This window comes from Bacillus sp. FSL L8-0099 (assembly GCF_038006385.1).
In the GTDB taxonomy this organism is placed as follows: Bacteria; Bacillota; Bacilli; order Bacillales; family Bacillaceae_G; genus Bacillus_A; species Bacillus_A toyonensis.
The window spans coordinates 157393-179037 of sequence record NZ_JBBOVC010000002.1 but is presented as its reverse complement, the minus strand read 5'-3'; the positions used below and the strand labels follow the sequence as shown (position 1 = coordinate 179037).

Genomic DNA, 21645 nt, shown 5'->3' with positions numbered 1-21645 from the left:
TTTTCACTTAATGTAGTGAATACTCTTAAGGGAAATAGACATAAATAGGGGAAAATACGGTAGTATTTATAATAACTTATTGGGTATACAAATTAAATGAAACTTTGAAATAAAGTATCGGTGTTAAAACAAAGACATCATGCCTTGCCCCTTTGGATTTTTATATCTATAGGGGCATTTTATAGTGAAAAGGGTTGTTTTGAATACTCGTTTTAATGAGTGAGTTCTTTCTAATTGAACGAAAGAAGTACGCTATTCAAAAGATTGCTTTACTTTAATATTTATACTGTATTCTAGCAAGGAACGTTTCTTATGTAAGGAAGGGGTATGAGGAATTATATGAAAAGAATGAAAAATATATGGTTGTTAGTGTTATGTTTCTTATGTTTGAGTGGATGCAATTATGAAAATGAAGATCAGGTGAAAAAATATATAAAAGAGAAATATGGGCTCGATGTTGTTGTAACAGATTGGGGCGGGATAGATGAAGGAAATATGGGACATACGTATCATACTGTTCAAGCAAAAGATAATAAAAATATTCAATTTCGAGTAGAGGTAAATGGCATCTTCTATTCCACAATACAAGGTGATGAATATGAATATGGGAAAAACACATACGAGGAATATAAGAAATTCAAACCTGTTCTTGAAGAAATGAAAAAGTTAGGTTACGAGGAATCTGAAAATAAAAATGTTGTGCAATATATAGTAGATTATAACAATGCAGCAGGAAAACCAACAGATGAGTTGTTATTAACCTTAAAAACGAGTAAGGAAATCGATTATAGTCAATTTGAAACAATAGAATTAGATCGTTTACATACACTATTCCAACTCATTCAAAAGAGTAATAGAAAGATAACAGAGCTTGAAATTGAGGATCATAATGGTAAATCGATTGGTCTTCCTTTCGAAAATGTGCAAAAGGATATAACGAAAGAAGAACTTCTACTAACAATGAAAGACACAGTAAGCAGTTATTGGACATATATGATTGAAACACAAACAAAAGTCTTTGAAAGATTAAAAGAAATTCCAAATGACCGCTTTGTAATTAAAGATATTACTTGTGCACATCCGAAGGAAGGGAAATGTCCAAAATATGAAGCTACGATAGTTTTTAATGACAGTTCTATGGAGTATAAAAATGATCCCGATGTAATGGAGGATCTGACAAAGGTGGTCACGATTTTTAAAGAAGAACTACATAACGAGAAATTTGATATATTTATATCCAACAAAGATAGAACAAGTTATTCACGCTGGCTAACGTCAGAGGAAATTCAAAATAGTAATAACATCATCGAACTTATAAAATAATTGTATATCAAAAATAACATGTAATAGTTTTTTAATAACTAACATAACCATATAACTCTTAAATGATAGATGGTTATGTTAGTTCTAATTATTATATTTTCAAATGAAAGTCGTATCGTTTGAAAGAGTATAGAGTTGTGAATTAAGTTGTACTGTTTATAAAAGTTGTACCGTTTTGCATCATTGGATAAAACTCCGTAAGCTCTAATCAAAATGTATTCCAAACCAAAAATTAGAACAATATCTATTCTAAAACAAAAAAATAGGATGAATCTATATAAATTGTGATTAGATAGTATATGCAATGTTGAAAGTATTATTTGTTATAGGAGGCAGGTGTACTGAGAGTGAAGAAAGTAATAGCAACTCTATTTATATTAGGATTTAGCGGAATATTACTATATTTATTTACTGATATTTTTACAAAAATACAAATCCATAAACCAGTAGGAGATGACTTAAAAGAACAGTATGGGATAAAAGATGGGGATTTTAAAATACTCTCTGCACATGATAACCGACTTGGAGGAACAGGTATTCAAACTTATATAGAAATAAAAAAACCATATTATACCACTACGTATGTAACTGTTGACCGAAATTCTTATAAGATAGATGAAGATGATGATAAGAGTGTCTTCTTAGATATATTTAAAGGCGCTTATGTCCAACAACATAGTGAAGTTATAAAACAATCAAATGAAATTATTAAAAAATATAACTTATTAAGTGAATCAAATGACGCATTTGATAAGGAGAAACAAAATTTCTATTACTATTTAAACTTTACTATCGATGAACAACAGGAAAAAGAATTGCTTGCAAAGTTTAAACAAACCCAACAATTAGATACGAAAAAATTAATTAAAACTTTAAAAATGAATGAATCTAAAATCAATTCTTATCATATGGGAGTAGTGAACTTTAATTATTATTATAATGTAGAAAAAAACAAGGGAAATATACCAGATATCCTTAGCATTATGAATGATTTTCACAGAGGTAATGTTTTAACAGAAGGCATTTACAATATAGTATTGCAACCAAGTAGCTCTTCAGGTATGGATTTTGGCAAGGAGAGTTATGTTTTGTTTAGCGTAGATAAATCAGGTGAATTTAAGGTGATTAAAAAAAGTGAACATGGAAGATGATTCACACATGGCCCAGTACCAGGGTTGCTGTAAAGTGACAAAAAAGTTGTTTGATTTACAATAAAATCGTTTAAAAAATATTAAGGTTGTTTAAAAAATACGAGTCATTCTATTCAACAGTCGGGCCATATTCTTGAATAACATATTTGAAGGAATTTATTCTAGAAGAAGCTATTGAGAAAGCTTTAACTTAAATTAACTGGTGTTTTATCCCAAGTAAAATGATACAATTTCAAAAAAACACCGAGCAAAGGGGAAGAGAAAAATGAGGTTTTGTATGGACTTTGGTGATACGAATTTTATAGGAGTAGCGAACACTAATAAATACGAATCATTTGTAGATGAAGATTGGGAGTTAGATAATCTCTTGCAACATTTTGGAGATGAGATGAAGCAAGGGCATATTTTAGTTTTTCAAATGACTGAAGAAGGAATTGAACATTCTTGGAGAGTAGAGGTTAGAAAAGGGACAGAAGAAATAACTCATAAATGCTTTAGGAAAGCGGTAGGGCATATAGAAGTAACAGAAAATCAACTATATTTAGTGGATTATGACTGTCTTACAATGGCTGCTCAGTTTCAAAATCACAAAGTACCTGATCAAAATTGTTCCAAATATAAGATTGAAATAGAAAATGGCTTCTATGAAGTTGAGGTGGTTCAATATTATAATGTAGATGAAGATGAATATGTAGGAGCAAGCGAAACGGATATTTTGTTAAATTTCATAAAGGTATCGGCCAATGAACCAATAGCTGAAAGGGTATTTTGGTGTACATATTAAGTTGATAAGAGGGGACTATACCCCTTTTTCTTGAAGTAACGGGATAGCTTTAGAAAAATAACTAGAGTGTTTATTTTTGCGGTGTTTTTCCATTATTAAGCAATCGGGTGCTATTGTGGAATAAAACTTGAATTTTCAAATGACTTTATTGTTATATTTTTTAGTGTAGTAAAATATCTTACATCAAAAATTAAACAACTATATTTTTAAACAGTCCTAAATTTAGAACAGGGTTATGCTTGTTTGGGTTTTTAAAATTAAATAGCTGTATTGTCATTTTACAGTTTCTTTAACTAAGGGTAAAGTAATGCTGGTACTGGGCCTACATATAAAGTTTAAAAAGTACGAATATCAAATAAATCCCAACTGCATAAACGGGCGTAATTGTATAGGAACATAAACAGAAAGTGAACAAACTTTTTTATAAAAACTGTTCACGCAATCCTAAGGAAAGAGTTGGTTTTAATCAATCTTTTTTTAAATCGATTTTTTTGTGAGTCATATAATGTGAGTTGGTAAGAGGTTTTTAATCAAACTTTATTTTAAAACAACATTTAAAAGGAGTGAAAAATGAATACAATTAATAAAATCTTAAGCGATTTTGCTGAAATAAATGCAGACGAATATGTAAGAAATTATTATGAGCTTAGTATTATGTCAGAAAATAAAAAGGATAATATTTTTGAACTTGCCAAAAAGGCGACATACGCTACTAGTAATGACACATTAGAACTCATACACTTGAAAGAATGGAAAAAAGAATTTCTAATTTGCCAATATCCTAATGGGGAGTCTTCTTGGTTTGGGAAAATACCGTACGGATATGATTTAAATGGATTGACTTCGAAGGAATATATAATAGAGCGGTTATTAAATGTATTCAAACAAGAACCAGATGAGGTTTATTGGATTAAATTAGATCCAGGAGGCTATTATGCATGCTGTTATGAAGAATATTTGTTTAAGACAAACAAAGGGATTTATTTTTTTAGTATGCAAGTACATGATTAAATAATCAGGATTTGAAATATAGTTTTATTAATAAAAAAGATTGATAATCTAATAATAAAGAAGAAGTCTCCATGTCAAAGGAATAAGAATTAAATGAAGAATAAAGATAGTCCAGGTGAATTTTGTATTCTGCTTAATTCCTATTATGTTTTTGAAAATAAAGTTAAAAAACCAAGCACCTAAAATTGTAACAGATATCTCAAAAATCGTAATTATCCATTCTAGTATAGTATGTTCTACATCAGGAGAAGCGCCAGCCATACCAAGAACAACTATAACTGGAAATGAGGGTATATAAACAAGTAAATAAGAAAAAAAGTAAAAAATATATTTTATCAATGTTTTTCCTTCCATAAGATCCACTCCTATTATAGAACTAATAGTTAAAGGCGAATTATCAAACTTACTCAAAAGTTACACATGTTATATTTTAAGTATATAAAGTTAGTGCTTTTATACATAAATGGGGATCCCTAAATAATGTTATTTTAGAGACCATTAGTGGTGAAATATCATATAATATCAAGAAGTGATAAGGAACTATAGCACAATATAATCAATATTTTAAAATAGATGGTAATATACTATGAAATCATATCAATAGTAATAAGGAGCTATAGCTTAACATTTGTAAAATATATCCACATTATAAAAAGTATAACGTAAATACACGCAAAGGTCTGAATTTTCCGTAAAAAATAAATTGAATATGATGCTGGTAATTTATATAATGTATGTAAGACTTTCTTTTTTCTTTTTATAATCCATAAATACTATAACCCTTTCGGGGAAATGACTTTGTAAAGTAGCCTTACTTACAAAAATTCATATACCCGAAAGGGTTTTTTGTGTTTAAAAACAATTAGGCATATGCCGTTTATATAAATATTTCTATAAAGAAAGGATGAAGGTAGTTGTATATGTTTGAAAAGGAATTTTATTATGCAGTTACTTTAAAGGACTTGTAATACTTCCACTAACTTATTAAACAAAATTCATACTAAGTAGTAGGAGGAAAAATAATGCATGTTACTACTAAAACGAATGAACTAGACGGATTTGAGCGATTAGCTAAGATTTTAGAGGAAGTTGAGAGATCTGATACTCATCCGCAGATGATAGAAATTCTAGTAGAAGGTAAAACATATCAATCTGCTTTTTGCTTTACACATGTTGTTGCTGATATAGGGCAGCGTGTTCCTTTACTATTTTGCACAATAATTAGTGGCATTGATAGTACAGTTCAAAGTATAAAATCGACGATTAATAATGGGATTTCTGGTTTGAAGTTTGGTACTGGAGAAAAAAACTCATTCAGTTATCAATTTGAATCAAAATTTTAGTTTTATGCTGAAAAGGGAAAATATACAACATTTCCAATTACAATTAATGGCCGTAAAGCAATCATTAGGGTACAAGATTGGGTAAGAGAAGGATCATATACTTTTTCATCAAAGATTATTAGAGAAAAAGGAGATGGAGACTGTACCTTGTTACTATGACAAGAAGTTATTTAAATATTTCTAGGCGTTAAAGTTCAATTTCAATGAATATGAAATGAATTATTGTATTAGTGAAATGGTAAAAGAGTAGAAAATCTTGTTTCCGAAGGCGGATTGTGGAAGCGTGGTAGAGGAGGTTAATAGTTTAACTGATTACATGCTTGAATATGTAGAAATTATATTAGAGAAGGTGTCACATGAGGTGAAACTATCCTATAACCCTCTAATAGATTTGCCCTTAGAACATTTTCTTTCATAAAGGGAGGAAATTATAATGATAGGTGAAACTTTTAAAAATTTATTATTAAATCTGGCTGGTTTAATAGTGGGGTTAAGTGCTATATATTTAATAATTAAATATAGCTTCAAATTAACAGTAGAAAAAGCTATACCTAATTTAATAGCTTATGCTAGCTTATATTTACCAGGAGCTATAACATTTGGTTTAGTTGGATATTTTTCGAATTCATGGATTTTTGGAATTGTAATGGGTGTCATAGTTGAGGCAATTCGTTTCTATGGATTAGGAAGAATGCAAAATCAGATATGCTCTTCATTAAGAGCGATGAAAGTGAAAATTGCTATAGCAAAAGCAAATAAAATAGCAAATGCTAAAAACAAGCCTTTAGAGGTAATTGAAGCTGCTGAAGTTAATATTGAAAAAGAGAACATAGTACAAGAGCAACCAGTAATTGAATTGAAAAAAGAACAGAAGGAAATTATAAAAACAGAAGAGCCAGAAATAATTGACGATGCAGATGATGTAGAAGATTTAGATGAAATGGAAGGCTTAGAGCGTGTAGCGGTACTGGAGCACATAGAAATGGTCGGAGAAACTAAAGGAGAAATACTAGTGGAAAATGATACTACAGTTAAACGTGAACGTAAACAAGCAGAAGGTACACCTGATACACAGGAAATATATGAACAACTACAACTAGTTTTAGTTGGTGGGGATTCAGAAAAAATAATCAAGAAATTAGTTTTGATTAATAAAAAAAGCCATTATCACTAATAGTGATGATGGCTTTTAGGGTTTAGAAATGAATCTCTCTATTTAAAAAGACGGAGTGATATGCTATTTCATTCCGCTTTTTTATTTGACGAAATGATAATTTATAAAAAGTCTAATCGTTAGTTGTTTATTGTTTTACATAACAAATTGTTACTTGTTCGTCTATGTGGAAAATCTGTAATGCTTTACCATCTAAGTTTTTAACCTCATATGATGAATAAATAGGTCTTTCCAATTTCACTTCTTGACCATTTTTAGTTCCTTTTTCTACCATTAACGTTAACTGATGGGAAGAAACGTCTGCTTGGTATGTTCCTGTTAAGTAATTATCTTTATTTGGGTAGGAACCATTTGCATATGTTTCAAATGTCTTGTCTGCTTTTAGGACTAACGTAGTTTTCACTCCGTCTCCGTAATCAATACCCCAATTACCTACAAGTTCTGTACCGTCTTTATAGTTGTTCTGTACATTTTTAAACTTAGCGGAATCCTCGTCTGGTGTATCAATTTTTCCTTTGAATATACCAGTTTTATCTTGTGTACTGTATGTTTTAACTGTATTACCACTAGATAAACTCGATGAGTTAGAAGAACTAGCGCCACTTGTTGTAGAAGTAGTTGTTGAACCGCTTTTAGTTTCCGATTTTAACTTATCAAATACAGGTTTCCAAATGCGTTTTGCTTCATCTAATTTATTGTTTGCTTTATCTATGATTGCATCATCCGTATCTTTAAGTGTTTTAGAGTGATCAAATAACTTCTCTACTTCTTTGAAAGACTCCCTTAACTTTTGAACCGCTTTTACAATTTCCTTATGATCTTCCTTGTATTTTCTTGGTGCATCTATACGCTCTAGTTTATCAAATACTTTATCTAAGTCTTTAATACTATCTCGTACCTCTTCATTTGATTTACTTCCCTTTTTATTATCCCTTACAGAAGCATCATAGTAATCTAGACGTCTTAATAAGTCTTCTTCAATGTCTACCATAAGTTGTGGGTAATCCTCAGGTAAAACCATAATCATCTTAACATCTTTACTTTCTTCTTTCGAGTTGGTTGATTTTTCTTTTGTTTCAGATGATTTACTTTCTGACTTAGTTGAACTTGTTCCTTCTGTCTTAGTTTCCTTACTTTCTTGTTTACCAGATTCAGCATTTGTTTTTTCTTTGTCTCCAAATAAACTAGTTACACTACAAGCTGACATAGAAACTACTAATCCGGATGCTAGTAAAATTTTACCTGTACTCTTTTTGAAATTCTTCATATGATTTTTCAATTCTCCCTCTCAAAACATAAAATAGATGCACTTTAGCCCCTTTAAAACTAAAGAATATACCACTCTTATATTTATTCTAAAATACCTTTCTATGTATAACGTTTTACAAATAATTGCATATATTATCCAAATTCATTCTAATTTAACGATGTTCAAAAAAAGATGCGATGCTTTATACCTACAAGTAAAAGATTCTAAGTGAGTTTTGATTAAACTTTTTTATAAAAATCTCATACTTAGTTAAAAAGAGTAACTCCATTTTGATCAATCTTATTTTCAAAATGGAGTTTTTGTTGTTGCTGTTAAATAAAGGTTTGTGATTTCATTTTTATCAAACTTTATTCCAAAGCAACAAGAAAGGGTTATTTTGTAGTTTTTTTAAATTTACGACCAAAAGTAATTAACATACCAGCAAGGATTGCTAATATGCCTGCTGCTGTACCATTATTTGAACTTGCACCTGTTTTTGGAAGCTCTTTAATGGTATCTTTTTTGTTATCCAAAGTACTAGTAGTGTTGTTATTGCTACTAGTATTGTTATTGTCAGAGATGTTTCCAGAATTAGTGTTGTTATTACTATTATCAGAACTGTTTCCAGAATTGTTATTGTTATTATCAGAACCGTTTTCAGTGTCTTTATCTTTCACAATTACTTTTTGTGTTGCCGTTACTTCATTTCCACTTGCATCACGAACTAGGAACTTTACTTCGAAATTGCCCGCTTTAGATGTATCAACTTCGCCCATATGAATTACTTTAGAAGTAATATCGCCATCTTCATTATCGATAGCTTTAACGCCAGCAAGTGGGTTGTATTTATCATCCACATTGATAATTACTTCAGCAGGTACTGTTAAAATCGGATCTTCATCTTTAGGTTCTACTTTCTGTTTCACAGTTACAGTTTGTTTAGCAGTAACAGTATGTCCTTTAGAGTCTGTAACAGTATACGTTAACACGTAAGTACCAGGTTTAGAAGTATCTACGTTGCCATCAACTGTTACTTTATCGGTTATGTCGCCATCTTCGTTATCGATAGCTTTAACACCAGCAAGTGGATTGAATTTATCCCCTACATTAATAGTAGCTTCAGCAGGTGCCGTTAAAACTGTGACTTCATCTTTAGGCTCTACTTTCTGTTTTACAGTTACAGTTTGTTTAGCAGTAACAGTATGCCCTTTAGAGTCTGAAACCGTATAAGTTAACTCGTAAGTACCTGGTTTAGAGGCATCTACGCTACCATTAACTGTTACTTTAGAAGTAATATCGCCATCTTCTTTATCAGTAGAAGATACTCCTGCCATTGGATCAAATTTATCTCCTACATTAATCGTTGCTCCAGTAGGTACAGTTAATTTCGGTTCCATATCTGGAGTTTCTTCATTTTCTTTCACGATTACGGATTGTGTAGCTGTTGCATTAACTCCCTTAGAATCAACAACCCAATATTCTACAATATATTTACCTGGTTTAGATGTATCTACATTACCTTTATATTTAACTTTATTAGTTAAATTGCCATCTTCCTTATCAGTTGCAGATACACCAGCCATTGGATCGAATTTTTCACCAACACGAAGTGTACTAGTAAATGGCACAGTTAATTCAGGTGCTTCATTTTTTATTTCTACTTTCTGTTTCACAGTTACAGTTTGTTTAGCGGTAACAGTATGTCCTTTGGAATCTGAAACAGTATAAGTTAATTCGTACGTACCCGGTTTAGAAGCATCAACGCTGCCATCAACTGTTACTTTAGAAGTAATATCACCGTCTTCTTTATCAGTAGCAGATACTCCCGACATAGGGTTAAATTTATCTCCTTCAGTAATTGTGGTTGCAGTAGGTACTTTGAGTTCTGGTGCTTCATCTACCGGTGTAATTTTCTCTCTTACAATTAAGGTAGCAACTGTATTTGCTGTGTTTCCGAAAGAGTCTTTCACTTTATAATACACTTTATAAGTACCAGGTTTATTTACAGAGCCAGTGTAATACTCATATTCTACTTTAGAAGTAATATCACCATCCTCAGGGTCAGTAGCCTTAACACCAGCCATTGGATCAAACTGTTCACCTTCAGTAATTACAAATTCATCTGGAGTTGTAATTACTGGGGACTGGTCTATTACTGTTATAGTTCTAGTTTTTAGATCCATTTTTCCTTGAGAATCCATTAGGTAATACGTTATATAGTAAGTACCAGGCTTACTTGTATCTAGCCCATTATCATAAGTAATTTTATGAGTCAGAATTCCTTCTTCAGAATCTGATCCAGTCACACCTTCCATTGGATCAAATGTATCACCTATATTAAGTGTAATTTTATCTCGCAGTATTAATATTGTGGGAGCAGTATTAGTAACGTGCTTATATCTAACTACTACACGTTGTTTTTGAACAACAGTATTACCCTCATCATCTGAAACAGTAAAAGTTAATTCATACTCTCCCATTTTAGTTAAGTCTACTTTATCATCACCTGTATAAGTTACTCTTGAAGTAATATCCTTACCGTTTTTATCTTTAGCCCATACATCTTTCATAGGATCAAATGTATCACCTACAAAAACAACATTTTGAGGAGGAACAAACAGTGTAAGTTTCTTATCTTCTGCTCTTTCTTGTACTGGTTCACTAACTTTTAATGAATCTGTCGTTTGTGCACTTGCGTTACTTGTTCCTGCTATCATTGATGTAGCTAATGTTGCTGTTGCCACAATTCCTACTAGTTTCTTTGATTTTACTGTTGCCTTCCCCATTTTAATAAGCCCTCCGTTATTGGAAAAATTAATATTTTTATAATATTCAATGATATCTTACCATAATTTATCCAATATATGTATAAAAAGATTGGCTTATATGTAGATATTTACAAAGTTAAATTTATAATAGTGATTGTCACATTTTGATTCTATTAAGATAAGTTTATATTGATGACGAGAGCCTTTATGAAGATGGTTTGAAAATTATATTTAAATAAAATATCAATATAAACTGATTTATTGAATAATATGTAATCCTGTGGAGAGAAGATAAAATTATTTCTACGGTGTTTAATATAATGAAAGAATTTATTTTAACAGTATTGGAGAATAAAATGAGAAATAGTAGGCTTGGAATGAAGACATACTCAGATGGAGGTTGCATATGGTAAGGCATTGCGTAGACCGTGTTTTTGTTAAAGATTTAAAATGTGAAATAGGATCGCCGGAATCACATGAACTATCCATACATAAAACAAACTTTGAAAACTGGGGGTTAGAGTTAAGTGCCAATAAAGAAGAATTACATTATTTTGAAGAAGAAAAACAAAAAAAGGGACCTATAGAATTTGCAATTTATATTCAATATATGAATCGTTTAACAGGAAAAGCGATAGTGAAAAGTATTGAAAAAATACAATTGTAGTAAAGGGAATTACTGTTTTATATGGTTATAGATATATATCAACACATTAAAAATATTTTGACCTTTAAACAGAATAAAATAAACAAATTAAGGGGTAGGTAAGATGGGGAAATATGTGAAAGACCAAAAGGTAGTTGCCTATACATTACTAGGATTAGCACCATGTACAGTAGTAAGAGTTGGTTGGTTCTTTATTATGGTAGAGGAAGTGGAAACGAAACATTTATATTCTGTTACAAAGAAGAAGCTAACTCCTATAGAGGAAGAAGCGCACTATTTAGTAGAAGAGAGTATTGATGAAGACGGTGTATTCGATATAGGTAGATTGTTTGCTAAAATAAAAGCAGAAGACATGGACCTTGCAAAGAAATCATTTGAAGAAAATGAAGACTTCAAGAAATACGAAGATTTTCACAATCCATCAGAAGGGAAACTGTATGGTGGAGAGTATTATACTACAATCAAAACAGGTAAAGAGTTACTAGAACAATACTTTAATCGAGAAGAGCTAGAGCGTAATGGTACTAATTAAATTAGATGTGAAAACAGTTAAAGGTCAAATCTTATTTATGTTAGGTATATAGACTAAAAAAATGCATATTGGATTATTGGGAGGACAAAATAATGGATTTGGTAAACAAATTTTTAAACGGTTTGAAAGCAGCATTATCAACAGCTGATCTCGAAGCACTAAATAAAGCATACGGTGCTACAAAAGGGGATATTGATATATTAAGGACGAAATATCCAAATTGTCCAGAATCATTAATCTCTTTACTTGAAAATATCGATGGTACATATTGGCGGAAATATGGAGAAAACGAAGTCACGGTATGTATTTTAGGTTCAGATGTTGAAGAGTATCCATATTATTTGCTTTCTACACAGGAGATGATCGAAAGTTCAAAAGAAGGAGAAGACGTCTCCTATCTTTTAGAATACCAAGATGACGAGGAAGCTGTTGACTCTAAGATAAATCCAGAAGGACTTCTCCCTGGTACGTATATTCACTTTTCAGATTGTATGAACAATGGTGGAACATCAAAGCTGTATATTGATTTTAACCCTTCTGCTGAAGGTGTATGTGGTCAAATAATTCGTTTTTTACACGACCCTGATGAATATGAAGTGATTGCAAACAGCTTTGATGAGTATTTACATAATCTTATTGATGGGAATTTTAATTTCCTAGGCGAGGAAGAATAATCTCAATAATTTGTGAAGAAGTACACTTAAACTAACAGGTTCTTTAGTTGAACTAGATTTAAATAACTTTATCATTTTAGCCAAGAAGACTCCTTCCTCAAGGAACGCTAAGTGAGTAGGTGGGAGATGAATTGGCTTCGGACAAGGGATGGCAGGGAGCCATCTTAATTGTTCGACATACATAAATTGTTACTTCACTACCTATCGAATGTATGTTTGTTATATAATAGATACATATCGAAATGGAGGTGAAATGAATGATGATCAATAAAGCATATAAATTTCGTATCTATCCAAATAAAGCACAAGCGACTCTAATCAATAAAACGATTGGCTGTTCTCGTTTTGTATTCAATCATTTCCTTTCTCTATGGAATAATGCATACAAAGAAACAGGAAAAGGTTTGACATATGGGACATGCTCTGCCAAACTTCCTGCCATGAAGAAAGAGTTTGTTTGGCTAAAAGAAGTGGATAGTATTGCGATTCAGTCTTCTGTTCGCAACCTTGCGGATGCGTATACACGTTTTTTCCAAAAACAAAACAATGCCCCGCGTTTCAAATCTAAGAAGAACAACGTACAATCTTACACCACAAAACAAACAAATAAAAACATTGCCATTGTAGGGAACAAAATAAAGTTGCCAAAACTAGGTCTTGTTCGATTTACCAAAAGTCGTGAAGTAAAAGGACGTATTTTAAATGCTACGGTTAGATGGAACCCTTCTGGTAGATACTTTGTTTCATTGTTAGTTGAAACAGAAGTGCAAGAACTTCCGAAAACAAATTCTTACATTGGAATAGATGTAGGACTAAAAGATTTCGCCATTTTGTAAGATGGAACAACCTATAAAAATCCGAAGTTTTTTCGATTGTTAGAAGAGAAGTTAGTAAAAGCACAGCGTGTTCTTTCTAGAAGAATAAAAGGATCTTCTCGCTGGAATAAACAACGAGTAAAGGTAGCTAGAATTCATGAATACATGGCAAATGCTAGAAAAGATTACTTGGACAAAATCTCAACTGAAATCATCAAAAACCACGATGTTATCGGTATAGAAGATTTGCAAGTATCTAATATGTTAAAGAATCATAAGTTAGCAAAAGCGATTAGTGAGGTATCATGGTCACAGTTTCGAACTATGTTGGAATATAAGGTAAAATGGTACGGTAAACAAGTCATTGTCGTATCGAAAACATTTGCTTCAAGCCAATTATGTTCTTGTTGTGGATATCAAAACAAAGACGTTAAAAATCTGAACCTACGTAAATGGGATTGCCCTTCTTGCCATACACACCATGATAGGGATATTAACGCAAGTATCAATCTAAAGAATGAAGCGATAAGGCTTCTAACCGCAAGGACTGCGGGGTTAGCCTAATAAATTAGAGTTCGATAGAACTCTTTACTTAGGAATCCCCCACTTCTAAACGAAGTGAAAGTGGGGGTAGTTCAATACTGATTTTTGTCTATAAACACATTTAAAAGATTAAAAATTAAACAACTTTAAAGAGCCTTACTACAATATGATTTGTAACAAGGCTCTTATATTTTAAAATAAAAGTTAAATAATCTATTGTATGGGGTTTAAACGCAAATCCTTTATTTTCTCAGGATGATGCATTTCATACCATCGGACAATTATGGAATACAAAAATGCAGCAACTATTAAGTGACGACATTGAAATCCATTTTGTAGAGATACCAAAATTGGTAAAACAATGCCGTGAAGAAAAAGTAAACCCGTGGGAAAATACATTTGTTCGTTGGATGTTATTATTACCAGCACATGAAGATGAACATTTAACTCAAACATTGGAGGAGATTGCGATGAATCAAGATCCAATTTTACAAAAGGCAATAAATAAATGTGAAAATATGAGCCATGATTCTTCTTTCCGAACAGCATATGAAGCTCGAGAGAAATTACTCCTAGATGAACAAGCTAAGTTAGCCCATGCAGAACAAGAGGGTATGGAAAAAGGCATTGAGCAAGGTAAGATGCAGATGATTCGAGGGATGGATGAAATTGGTGTACCGCTTGAAACTATTGCAAAAGCAAGTAAGTTGAGTGTGGAAGAAATAGAACGTATCTTGAAATTAAAGTAAATATATATGAACCGACAGTACTTATAAATAAAAGAAAATAGATTTTCATTATCATGATATGTTTAATAGAAAAGCATTGCTGAAGATTTTGGCAGTACTTTTTCTTAATCAATTTTTTGATGTTTTTCATGCTGCTCACAATTATATAGAAAAGTTGAAAGAAGAACGTGAAATGTATTCACGATTAATAAATCTGATGCAAATCTGATGTAATGTTGAGGACAGAATACTTCAGTAATTCAATGTTTTTTTATGATTCTTCCCACGTTTGTTCCCCCAACTATGTAAAATTTAAGATTGCAACGTAATAATAATATAGTGAATATCTTTATATTGTTTATTATGTCGAAAGGGAATAAAAAGATAGTTTAGAGGTTTCAGACTGCATTTCTTGTTAAGAGATAATAAAGTTGTTTAATTTACAATAAAGTCCTTTGAAAAATAATAAAGTTGTTTAATATGGATTTGAAATAAAGATGTACTGTTTATAAAAAAGTTGCACCGTTTTACCCTTTGGATTTAGCCTTTAAAAAGGGGGGGGATTTATTTTTGATGGGTTTTATAAGGATTACAGCTATTTTTTAAGAATAAAAATTGCTTTCTATTTTGTAGATTAATTACAATTATACTACGCCCTCCGCTGTGCTTCGGTTGTGGCATAATAAATACAGTCGGGCAACACGTTCCCAACTGTGTTTTTATTATGACGTTAAACTTCTCTAATAAGAGCGCGTTAATTATGAATATCAAAATTTAGGTAGGTGTGAATGTTGGTAGATAAAGTTGATGATTTCCAGTTCTCTGAAAAATATGACTGTTGGGAGGGATCTATAAACGTAAATTGTTCTGTTTCGTTTTTTGGAAGAAAAAAAATTGAGGTAGGGGGGTATTTAGAAAGTAATCAATCCTTAACAAAAGAAGCTTATAATACGCTATGTTATTTAAAGGAACACTTTGATATAGTTTATGAAAATATACTAAAGGGTCTATTTGAATTGCAATTGAAAGGTTTAATGAGTTACGAGATATATAATAAAAATGACGATTCCTTTAGTCCTATTACTTTTAATAGTATGGAAGAAATCCATCCTTATTTAGGAACCCCTACATTTGAGATTTTATCTAACTATACGAAGGACAACTATGCTTACTTTGCAATTTCATTTCATGATGAAGGTTGCTTGCTATCTATTGAATATGGTTTTATAGCTTTATTTTTTAAAAATGATATGATTCAAATTGAGCCTTCTGACTCGTATTGTACGCTTCAAATGCTTATGGATTACGAGGAAGATTGTACAAAGTGGCAAAAAGATTTTTGGTTAGTGTGTTATGAACTAGCTAAGAACAATATATTAAACGATAGAGAATTGGTTAGAACTAAGTGGTTGAAAAGTAAATAAACCTCTTAGTTTTTAAACAGAAATCTTAAAAAGAAAAGGATTCATTTTGATTAAACTTTATTCAAAATGAATCCTTTTCTTTTGATATAAAATACGTGTTTATAAGATGTTTTTAATCAAATTTTATTTTAAAGCAACATTTTAAACAAAAGATTAATTTCTTTTTTTATGATTTAAATGTATTTTAACTTTATTATAAAAGAGCCTAAATCATAGCCTGTTTTTATTATAGCTATAGCTGAAATTATGGCTAATGGATATTTAATAAATGGTTTTTTTAAGGATTCCTGTATATTTTTCATATTGTAAACCTCCATTACGTTGATAATCTTAGTTTATATATTATCATAAATATTTATATAATGATTAACAGTTATTATGTTTAGCACTATTAAATATAATGGGAAGAAAGGTACTTAAATTTATAGAGAACAAAATGATCAAACTTTTTTATAAAAATTGTATACTAATTCACAAGGAAAGCATCCATTTTGAACAAACTTATTTCAAAATGGATGCTTCTTATTTACCATATAATATGTGTTTGCGTAATGTTTCTGATTAAACTTTATTCCAAACCAAAATTTAATTCTTATTGAACTAACGGTGCAGGATATTGGAATAGGGATGTTGATATAATTAAAGGGGAATGTACTTTATTTTATAATTTATGAGGTGGAAAATGGACTCTTTAGAATTAAACAAATCTAAATATATTGTCTCTAATATCAAAAACATTTTGCATAAAAAGCTTATACTTGAAAAACCGTTAACTAAAGATGAGGTGAAAAAATTAAGCCTAGTTAATCCCCCTGTATACGAAAATGAGAAATATCTCATTCAAGAACGGTGGTTTTATAGTATTAATATCGGAGAATGGGAAGATGTGGAGATTTTTATTCAAGGGAATAATGAAAATCCCGATGTGGAGATTATCGAAATGGCAGAAAAAATATTCGATGAACTCCATCTACATATAAGCCGTGCATTAAAATATTTACAGGAATTCTTCCCTAATCAAGAAATGAAGAACTACTATCTATCCACAATATGTTTTGGAAAGATGGTTAATTTTGACGATTATATATTTTCAGGGTTTAGTTTAGCATTTATTTTTGATGGTCACTTTGAGTTTCAGTATAAAGTAAAATTTAAAGAGGATGGATGGCCTATTGGTTTTGAAGGTGGGCCACTTTAATAATCATAGATAATTTTTTCTTATTGAACTAATGGGTGCTTTAGTTGAACAAGATTTAAACAACTTTATTATTGATTTTTGAGTGCACACACCTTTAAATGGATAGAAATTAAACAACCTTAAAGAGCTTTAATACAATACAATGTAGCAAAGCTCTTGTATTTTTTATATCTAAATTAAATAACTTTATTATCACTTTATATTTCTGTCCTATGGCCTATTTTTCCCCGTATCTCATATTCATAAAGAAAAGACACCCTAAGGTGCCTTCCCCGACTTGAACCATCAAAAACCTGAAATTTTTACATTTTTATAGAAATTATTAGGAGAATACTTCCTGTTTTTATGTTAAACTATTTGAGCTAGTATTTGTATTAATATTAGGGGGATGAATAGTATGTTGGGCGATTTCAATATGAATTCCAGTAATTATGAAAGTGGTGCGGAAATCTTAGAATTATTAGGCAGTTTAAGTCGTTTATTAATTGTACGTGAATTGACTGTAAGTGGGACTTTGACAGTTTCCCAGTTGAACGCTGCGACGCATATTTCGGAACCTATGATTTTACAACATTTACGCAAACTAACTAAAGGTAATATGGTAATTATCGAGCGCAGGGGTACAAAGCTTTATTGTAGAGTAGAAGATAAGAAGATCATTGGTATTATTGATTTATTAGGATTATCATATTAGGTTCTATTCTATGTCTTTTTTGAATTCAAGCACTTTATAAATAAAACAATAACCAAAAGAAAAGACACCCATATAAGAGTGCCTTTTCCGATAGTTTTTTAGCAGAAGCAAGAAGCTCCAACAATGATTAATAAAATAAATAAAACAACTAATAAGGCAAATCCTCCGCCACAACTACCGCAACTACCACCAAAGCCCATTTTAATCTCTCCTTTGAGTAGGAGGGGAAAATTAAGGTCACTCATGTATTTTAATGGATTCACTTTACCTTATGTTTTTAAGGATTAATTGAGCAGGTCCGTTTGAAAATAAAGAAAAGACACCCTAAGGTGCCTTCCTCCGACTCGAACCACTTTAATTTTAATAATATGTATTGGACTCCCATCCAAAGATAATTCTAACATGTTTTCATATAAATGAAAGCGGATTCTTTAACTTACTTAATTACTTTGTCCATAACTTCTTTATATTTGTTAAATTGGGCATCTTCCATATCACCATTCATTTGTATAAGGAAGTTACCTTTTGCGTAAGTATGAGAGAATAGCATCTGATTACCATTACCTAAATCGTCATAGTATTTCTTAGCTTTCTCAAGATCTTCTTTGTTTTTAAACTCAAATATTCTACCACCACTATCTTCACCTAATGCTGGAACAAGAATGCGTTTTGCTTCTTTTCTAGTATTTCCAAATTCTTTTTCTGGTAGGTCACTAGGATTGTCAGCTTCTAATCCTGCAGCTTTAAATTCTTCAATTACCTTACCAACCGTGACATTACTTGTCATTGATTTAACGCTGTCACAAGCGGATAAACCAAATAATAATAGAGCTCCAATAAGTAATACTGCTAATCTTTTAAACATAGTTGTTCATTCCTCCTAATGTAAATAAATCCGTAAATATAATAACAAATTATTCATCTTTATATTGTCATATATTGTCGAACGGAAATAAAAAAGGATTGCCGTAGCCCCCTTTTTTTTAAAATTACTATATCTGTAATGATACGACTAAGTTTATTACTCTGTTTTATCAGGATCATCCGATAATTTCTTTAAAATATTACGTGCTTTCTTCTTCTCTTCATCTGTTAACTTTGCAGTCTTACTCCTTGCTTCAAGTGATTTAAGGATGTTACGTAAGGAAATCAAACAAAATAGTTATAAAAAAAGACCCCTTACAGAAAGATAAGAGGCCATCAAAAAATGTTGTATTTGAAACATTTGATGTTTCATAAAGACATCATAAAAAATATATATTAAGTATAATAAATATAAAGTTTGTGAAAATAATAAAAGTGTATAAATTCCGTGTTTAAATGAAGAAGCCCTAGAGTTAGGGCTCTAGGGCTTCTTGTTTTGGTATATCTCACACGGTTTTATAAAAAGTATAGAACGTACTGAAGATAACATATGAATGTTTCATAAATGTATCGAAAAAGTGAACAAAATTACTATTGCAGAAGTAGCAGAAATGAAGTTTCTGATAGTTAAGTACGTAAAAGGTGTTATTTCCAGTGGATAAAATGCGCATGGGGCACCTAATCATTATTTTACTAGAGGAAAAGAATATGTTATGAACTTGGTTGAATGAAAAAATGAAAATTTTACTTTAAGCGAAGTTAATGAATTATATTTTGGGGGTTATATCAATAATTGTTATCTCGATGGACACTTTAACTTTATAAAAGTCCTAGAAGAAAAACACAACTATGAGGAATAGTAGGCTATAAAAGTGAACAAAAACGCTATTTTAATAAAAAAAGAGCTTGCAAGGAAACAAGCTCTAACGTAATTGAGATGTCTATATATTACCATTCATTTCATTATAATTCCATCCGTTGTGGTTGAGAAATAAAGTATAAGCAATTTAATAAAAATGTCATTTTGTAGAATAAAAACCCTAGTTTCCTAGGGTAATGGTATAACAGCCAAATATATTTTATTCTTTTATATCGTAACTTAATATTACGTTAAAAACATCAGGGAAATGTAACCAATTGCAGAAAATAAAAGAGCAGCCAGCAAAAGCTAACTGCTCATCTCCAAGGGGGAATGGAGAAAATATAATGTTGTCTACAGTATTGACGGAATATTGAGTTTTATTCAACGTGAGATTAAGATTTAAATTAAAATCTCAGCAATTAATATTATCATTCTTACAAGAAACAAGCGTATAACAAAATCCTTATTTGAATAAAGAATTCCTAGGGTTAGGGGATCTAGGGCTTCCTGTGTTGGTATATCTCACAAGATATTATAAAAAGAAAAGAACTTACTGAAGATAACACATAAATGTATCAAAAAAGTGAACAAAATCGTTATTTGATTAAAAGAAAAAAGAGCACAGGTTGATATGTGCTCTAAAATAATCATTTTAAAATCTATTAAATTGTTTCTTTTGTATTAGGGGTATCAAATTTATCAATTAACTTAAAGATTGCTTCTAAAAGAATTGTAGATAAAATCGCAAAGATTAATACAGCATGTGGTGATAATTGTACTGCTGTGAAATTAAGGTTTGCTAGCCAAAAATATCCGACATACATTGTCAGGAATGTACTAACAATTGAAATTGTAAATCCTAAAAAACTTAATTCTTTTAACTTTTCTTCAGATAATTTAAATACGTGTAATATGAAAGAGAAGATAATCCCAACTATGAAAAATCCAATACATAGGGTTAATAGTGAAATTATACTAGGGTATTCAACGTCATCAGGCATCCATTGTTTCATTCCTACAATTATTGCTGTAGGGAGCGCGATAGGTATTAATATTGGTGATACTATTAAAAAAATTGCCAATAGTCTATCGCTGTTGTTTGTCTCATTGTTGTTTTGATTATTCATAAAGCCTCCAAAAATAATTTTAAAATAAATATCCTAGTGGATTTTAGCACATAAGCATTAGTAAGGCCACAGTTAAAAAAAGTGGATTTAAACAAAAGTGCTTTTTGAATAAAAAGAAGTTCAATACGGGGGAGAATAGTCATCTCTTATGCTGGGGAGGTTAACGGATATCCAAATTTATTAAGGGTGATTATATGTTGAAAAGTAAAGTGGTTATTTTACTTTTGGGAATTATAATAGCAGTTTTATTTTTAAAGCCGCTAGATACCAAAGCAGTTAATATTGTTAATCAAGATTTTTATGATTCTTACAATACTTTATTAGCACCGTATGCAAGCAAAGCTATCAGAAATAAGCTTGGGCCAAATCATCAGTATAGTTTAACGGACGCAAAAATTTTAAAAGTTGAACGGTTTCCAAAAGAAAATTTTAGTTTTATCGTTACAGTTCAATATAAAACTTATACAGGCGCTCATAATCCTCCGAATGGCATAGAAACCGTTACTTTTAATATAGATCCAAGTGGAGTAAAAGTTATAAATTTTGTTCATAAAGATGCTTAAAAAAGAAGTGATATTCTTCATACATTGATTAGGGGGATATCCCAATTAATAAATATAATAAAAATTTCATTTTGTATTAATTTAAAACACGAAAAGAGCACTTAATAAAGTGCTCTCATGATAAGATAATTCATTTGTAAAGACTATTTCA

General features: G+C 30.8%; 18 protein-coding genes and 4 pseudogenes. 15 read left to right on the top strand and 7 right to left on the bottom strand.

What is annotated here, in order from left to right; translation table 11 throughout:
* The first annotated feature begins 339 nt into the window (after positions 1-339).
* From MHH42_RS28595 to MHH42_RS28580, 4 genes are all read left to right on the top strand, one after another.
* Positions 340-1323, top strand: a complete 984-nt coding sequence (locus MHH42_RS28595; RefSeq protein ID WP_070173261.1) for a hypothetical protein — start codon at positions 340-342, stop codon at positions 1321-1323.
* A 347-nt stretch (positions 1324-1670) separates the two neighbouring features.
* Complete coding sequence (locus MHH42_RS28590) at positions 1671-2474, top strand: hypothetical protein (protein ID WP_061531734.1); 804 nt, start codon at positions 1671-1673, stop codon at positions 2472-2474.
* Positions 2475-2751: 277 nt separating this feature from the next.
* Complete coding sequence (locus tag MHH42_RS28585; protein WP_002040464.1) at positions 2752-3258, top strand: hypothetical protein; 507 nt, start codon at positions 2752-2754, stop codon at positions 3256-3258.
* 570 nt (positions 3259-3828) lie between these two features.
* Complete coding sequence (locus tag MHH42_RS28580; protein ID WP_001092363.1) at positions 3829-4269, top strand: hypothetical protein; 441 nt, start codon at positions 3829-3831, stop codon at positions 4267-4269.
* Between the two features lie 48 nt (positions 4270-4317).
* Here MHH42_RS28580 and MHH42_RS28575 read toward each other — a convergent pair whose 3' ends face one another.
* On the bottom strand, positions 4318-4623 hold the full coding sequence (locus MHH42_RS28575; protein ID WP_000398640.1) for a hypothetical protein: 306 nt from the start codon (positions 4621-4623) through the stop codon (positions 4318-4320).
* A gap of 668 nt (positions 4624-5291) precedes the next feature.
* On the opposite strand from MHH42_RS28575, the gene MHH42_RS28570 reads away from it, so the two are divergent.
* The gene (locus MHH42_RS28570) at positions 5292-5612 is read left to right on the top strand and encodes a hypothetical protein (RefSeq protein ID WP_052943839.1); all 321 of its coding nucleotides are present in this window, start codon (positions 5292-5294) and stop codon (positions 5610-5612) included.
* Between the two features lie 433 nt (positions 5613-6045).
* Positions 6046-6764, top strand: a pseudogene (locus MHH42_RS28565) (hypothetical protein).
* Between the two features lie 149 nt (positions 6765-6913).
* Here MHH42_RS28565 and MHH42_RS28560 read toward each other — a convergent pair.
* Both MHH42_RS28560 and MHH42_RS28555 read right to left on the bottom strand, forming a co-directional pair.
* Positions 6914-8065 (bottom strand): DUF3994 domain-containing protein, encoded by a 1152-nt coding sequence (locus tag MHH42_RS28560; protein WP_412033947.1) that lies wholly within the window; start codon positions 8063-8065, stop codon positions 6914-6916.
* Positions 8066-8427: 362 nt separating this feature from the next.
* A complete protein-coding gene (locus MHH42_RS28555; protein WP_340894980.1) occupies positions 8428-10821 on the bottom strand; it encodes an immunoglobulin-like domain-containing protein in 2394 nt (797 codons plus the stop codon).
* Between the two features lie 388 nt (positions 10822-11209).
* Between MHH42_RS28555 and MHH42_RS28550 the strand changes: the two are divergent.
* The 6 genes and pseudogenes from MHH42_RS28550 (at position 11210) to MHH42_RS28525 (ending at position 16186) form a co-directional block, all read left to right on the top strand.
* Positions 11210-11520, top strand: a pseudogene (locus tag MHH42_RS28550) (transposase).
* Between the two features lie 53 nt (positions 11521-11573).
* Positions 11574-12002, top strand: coding sequence for a hypothetical protein (locus MHH42_RS28545; protein WP_098015921.1), 429 nt, complete (start codon positions 11574-11576; stop codon positions 12000-12002).
* Between the two features lie 92 nt (positions 12003-12094).
* Positions 12095-12676, top strand: a complete 582-nt coding sequence (locus MHH42_RS28540; protein WP_000366653.1) for an SMI1/KNR4 family protein — start codon at positions 12095-12097, stop codon at positions 12674-12676.
* A gap of 257 nt (positions 12677-12933) precedes the next feature.
* Positions 12934-14055, top strand: a pseudogene (gene tnpB / locus MHH42_RS28535) (IS200/IS605 family element RNA-guided endonuclease TnpB).
* Positions 14056-14276: 221 nt separating this feature from the next.
* Positions 14277-14783: pseudogene (locus tag MHH42_RS28530) on the top strand (Rpn family recombination-promoting nuclease/putative transposase); the annotation flags it as partial.
* A 767-nt stretch (positions 14784-15550) separates the two neighbouring features.
* Positions 15551-16186 carry a hypothetical protein gene (locus tag MHH42_RS28525; protein ID WP_000959508.1) on the top strand — a complete coding sequence of 212 codons (636 nt, stop codon included), beginning with the start codon at positions 15551-15553 and terminating at the stop codon, positions 16184-16186.
* A 173-nt stretch (positions 16187-16359) separates the two neighbouring features.
* Here the strand turns inward: MHH42_RS28525 and MHH42_RS28520 are convergent, their stop codons facing one another.
* On the bottom strand, positions 16360-16488 hold the full coding sequence (locus MHH42_RS28520) for a hypothetical protein (RefSeq protein ID WP_000790095.1): 129 nt from the start codon (positions 16486-16488) through the stop codon (positions 16360-16362).
* Positions 16489-16868: 380 nt separating this feature from the next.
* Here MHH42_RS28520 and MHH42_RS28515 point away from each other — a divergent pair, with 380 nt between their 5' ends.
* Positions 16869-17384 carry a hypothetical protein gene (locus MHH42_RS28515; RefSeq protein ID WP_000377639.1) on the top strand — a complete coding sequence of 172 codons (516 nt, stop codon included), beginning with the start codon at positions 16869-16871 and terminating at the stop codon, positions 17382-17384.
* A 397-nt stretch (positions 17385-17781) separates the two neighbouring features.
* On the top strand, positions 17782-18078 hold the full coding sequence (locus tag MHH42_RS28510) for an ArsR/SmtB family transcription factor (RefSeq protein ID WP_000900157.1): 297 nt from the start codon (positions 17782-17784) through the stop codon (positions 18076-18078).
* A gap of 98 nt (positions 18079-18176) precedes the next feature.
* On the opposite strand, the gene MHH42_RS28505 is transcribed toward MHH42_RS28510, so the two are convergent.
* The 3 genes from MHH42_RS28505 to MHH42_RS28495 all read right to left on the bottom strand — a co-directional run bounded on the left by MHH42_RS28505 (position 18177) and on the right by MHH42_RS28495 (position 20931).
* Positions 18177-18278 carry a YjcZ family sporulation protein gene (locus MHH42_RS28505; RefSeq protein ID WP_079995239.1) on the bottom strand — a complete coding sequence of 34 codons (102 nt, stop codon included), beginning with the start codon at positions 18276-18278 and terminating at the stop codon, positions 18177-18179.
* Positions 18279-18514: 236 nt separating this feature from the next.
* Positions 18515-18943: a hypothetical protein gene (locus MHH42_RS28500; RefSeq protein WP_000476458.1), complete on the bottom strand. Its 429-nt coding sequence runs from the start codon at positions 18941-18943 to the stop codon at positions 18515-18517.
* A 1523-nt stretch (positions 18944-20466) separates the two neighbouring features.
* The gene (locus tag MHH42_RS28495) at positions 20467-20931 is read right to left on the bottom strand and encodes a hypothetical protein (RefSeq protein ID WP_001064730.1); all 465 of its coding nucleotides are present in this window, start codon (positions 20929-20931) and stop codon (positions 20467-20469) included.
* A gap of 194 nt (positions 20932-21125) precedes the next feature.
* Here MHH42_RS28495 and MHH42_RS28490 point away from each other — a divergent pair, with 194 nt between their 5' ends.
* Entirely contained in the window at positions 21126-21494 is a 369-nt protein-coding gene (locus MHH42_RS28490) for a DUF3888 domain-containing protein (protein WP_000920259.1), read from the top strand.
* The last annotated feature ends 151 nt before the right edge of the window (positions 21495-21645 follow it).

What these genes read in the sequence shown, in the direction of transcription:
- MHH42_RS28570 (WP_052943839.1), top strand. Translation starts at nt 5,292, where the DNA reads ATGCATGTTACTACTAAAACGAATGAACTAGACGGATTTGAGCGATTA.
- MHH42_RS28510 (WP_000900157.1), top strand. Translation starts at nt 17,782, where the DNA reads ATGTTGGGCGATTTCAATATGAATTCCAGTAATTATGAAAGTGGTGCG.
- MHH42_RS28495 (WP_001064730.1), bottom strand. Translation starts at nt 20,931, where the DNA reads ATGAATAATCAAAACAACAATGAGACAAACAACAGCGATAGACTATTG.
- MHH42_RS28520 (WP_000790095.1), bottom strand. Translation starts at nt 16,488, where the DNA reads ATGAAAAATATACAGGAATCCTTAAAAAAACCATTTATTAAATATCCA.
- MHH42_RS28505 (WP_079995239.1), bottom strand. Translation starts at nt 18,278, where the DNA reads ATGGGCTTTGGTGGTAGTTGCGGTAGTTGTGGCGGAGGATTTGCCTTA.
- MHH42_RS28490 (WP_000920259.1), top strand. Translation starts at nt 21,126, where the DNA reads ATGTTGAAAAGTAAAGTGGTTATTTTACTTTTGGGAATTATAATAGCA.
- MHH42_RS28500 (WP_000476458.1), bottom strand. Translation starts at nt 18,943, where the DNA reads ATGTTTAAAAGATTAGCAGTATTACTTATTGGAGCTCTATTATTATTT.
- MHH42_RS28580 (WP_001092363.1), top strand. Translation starts at nt 3,829, where the DNA reads ATGAATACAATTAATAAAATCTTAAGCGATTTTGCTGAAATAAATGCA.
- MHH42_RS28515 (WP_000377639.1), top strand. Translation starts at nt 16,869, where the DNA reads ATGGACTCTTTAGAATTAAACAAATCTAAATATATTGTCTCTAATATC.
- MHH42_RS28540 (WP_000366653.1), top strand. Translation starts at nt 12,095, where the DNA reads ATGGATTTGGTAAACAAATTTTTAAACGGTTTGAAAGCAGCATTATCA.
- MHH42_RS28595 (WP_070173261.1), top strand. Translation starts at nt 340, where the DNA reads ATGAAAAGAATGAAAAATATATGGTTGTTAGTGTTATGTTTCTTATGT.
- MHH42_RS28555 (WP_340894980.1), bottom strand. Translation starts at nt 10,821, where the DNA reads ATGGGGAAGGCAACAGTAAAATCAAAGAAACTAGTAGGAATTGTGGCA.
- MHH42_RS28575 (WP_000398640.1), bottom strand. Translation starts at nt 4,623, where the DNA reads ATGGAAGGAAAAACATTGATAAAATATATTTTTTACTTTTTTTCTTAT.
- MHH42_RS28525 (WP_000959508.1), top strand. Translation starts at nt 15,551, where the DNA reads ATGTTGGTAGATAAAGTTGATGATTTCCAGTTCTCTGAAAAATATGAC.
- MHH42_RS28545 (WP_098015921.1), top strand. Translation starts at nt 11,574, where the DNA reads ATGGGGAAATATGTGAAAGACCAAAAGGTAGTTGCCTATACATTACTA.
- MHH42_RS28585 (WP_002040464.1), top strand. Translation starts at nt 2,752, where the DNA reads ATGGACTTTGGTGATACGAATTTTATAGGAGTAGCGAACACTAATAAA.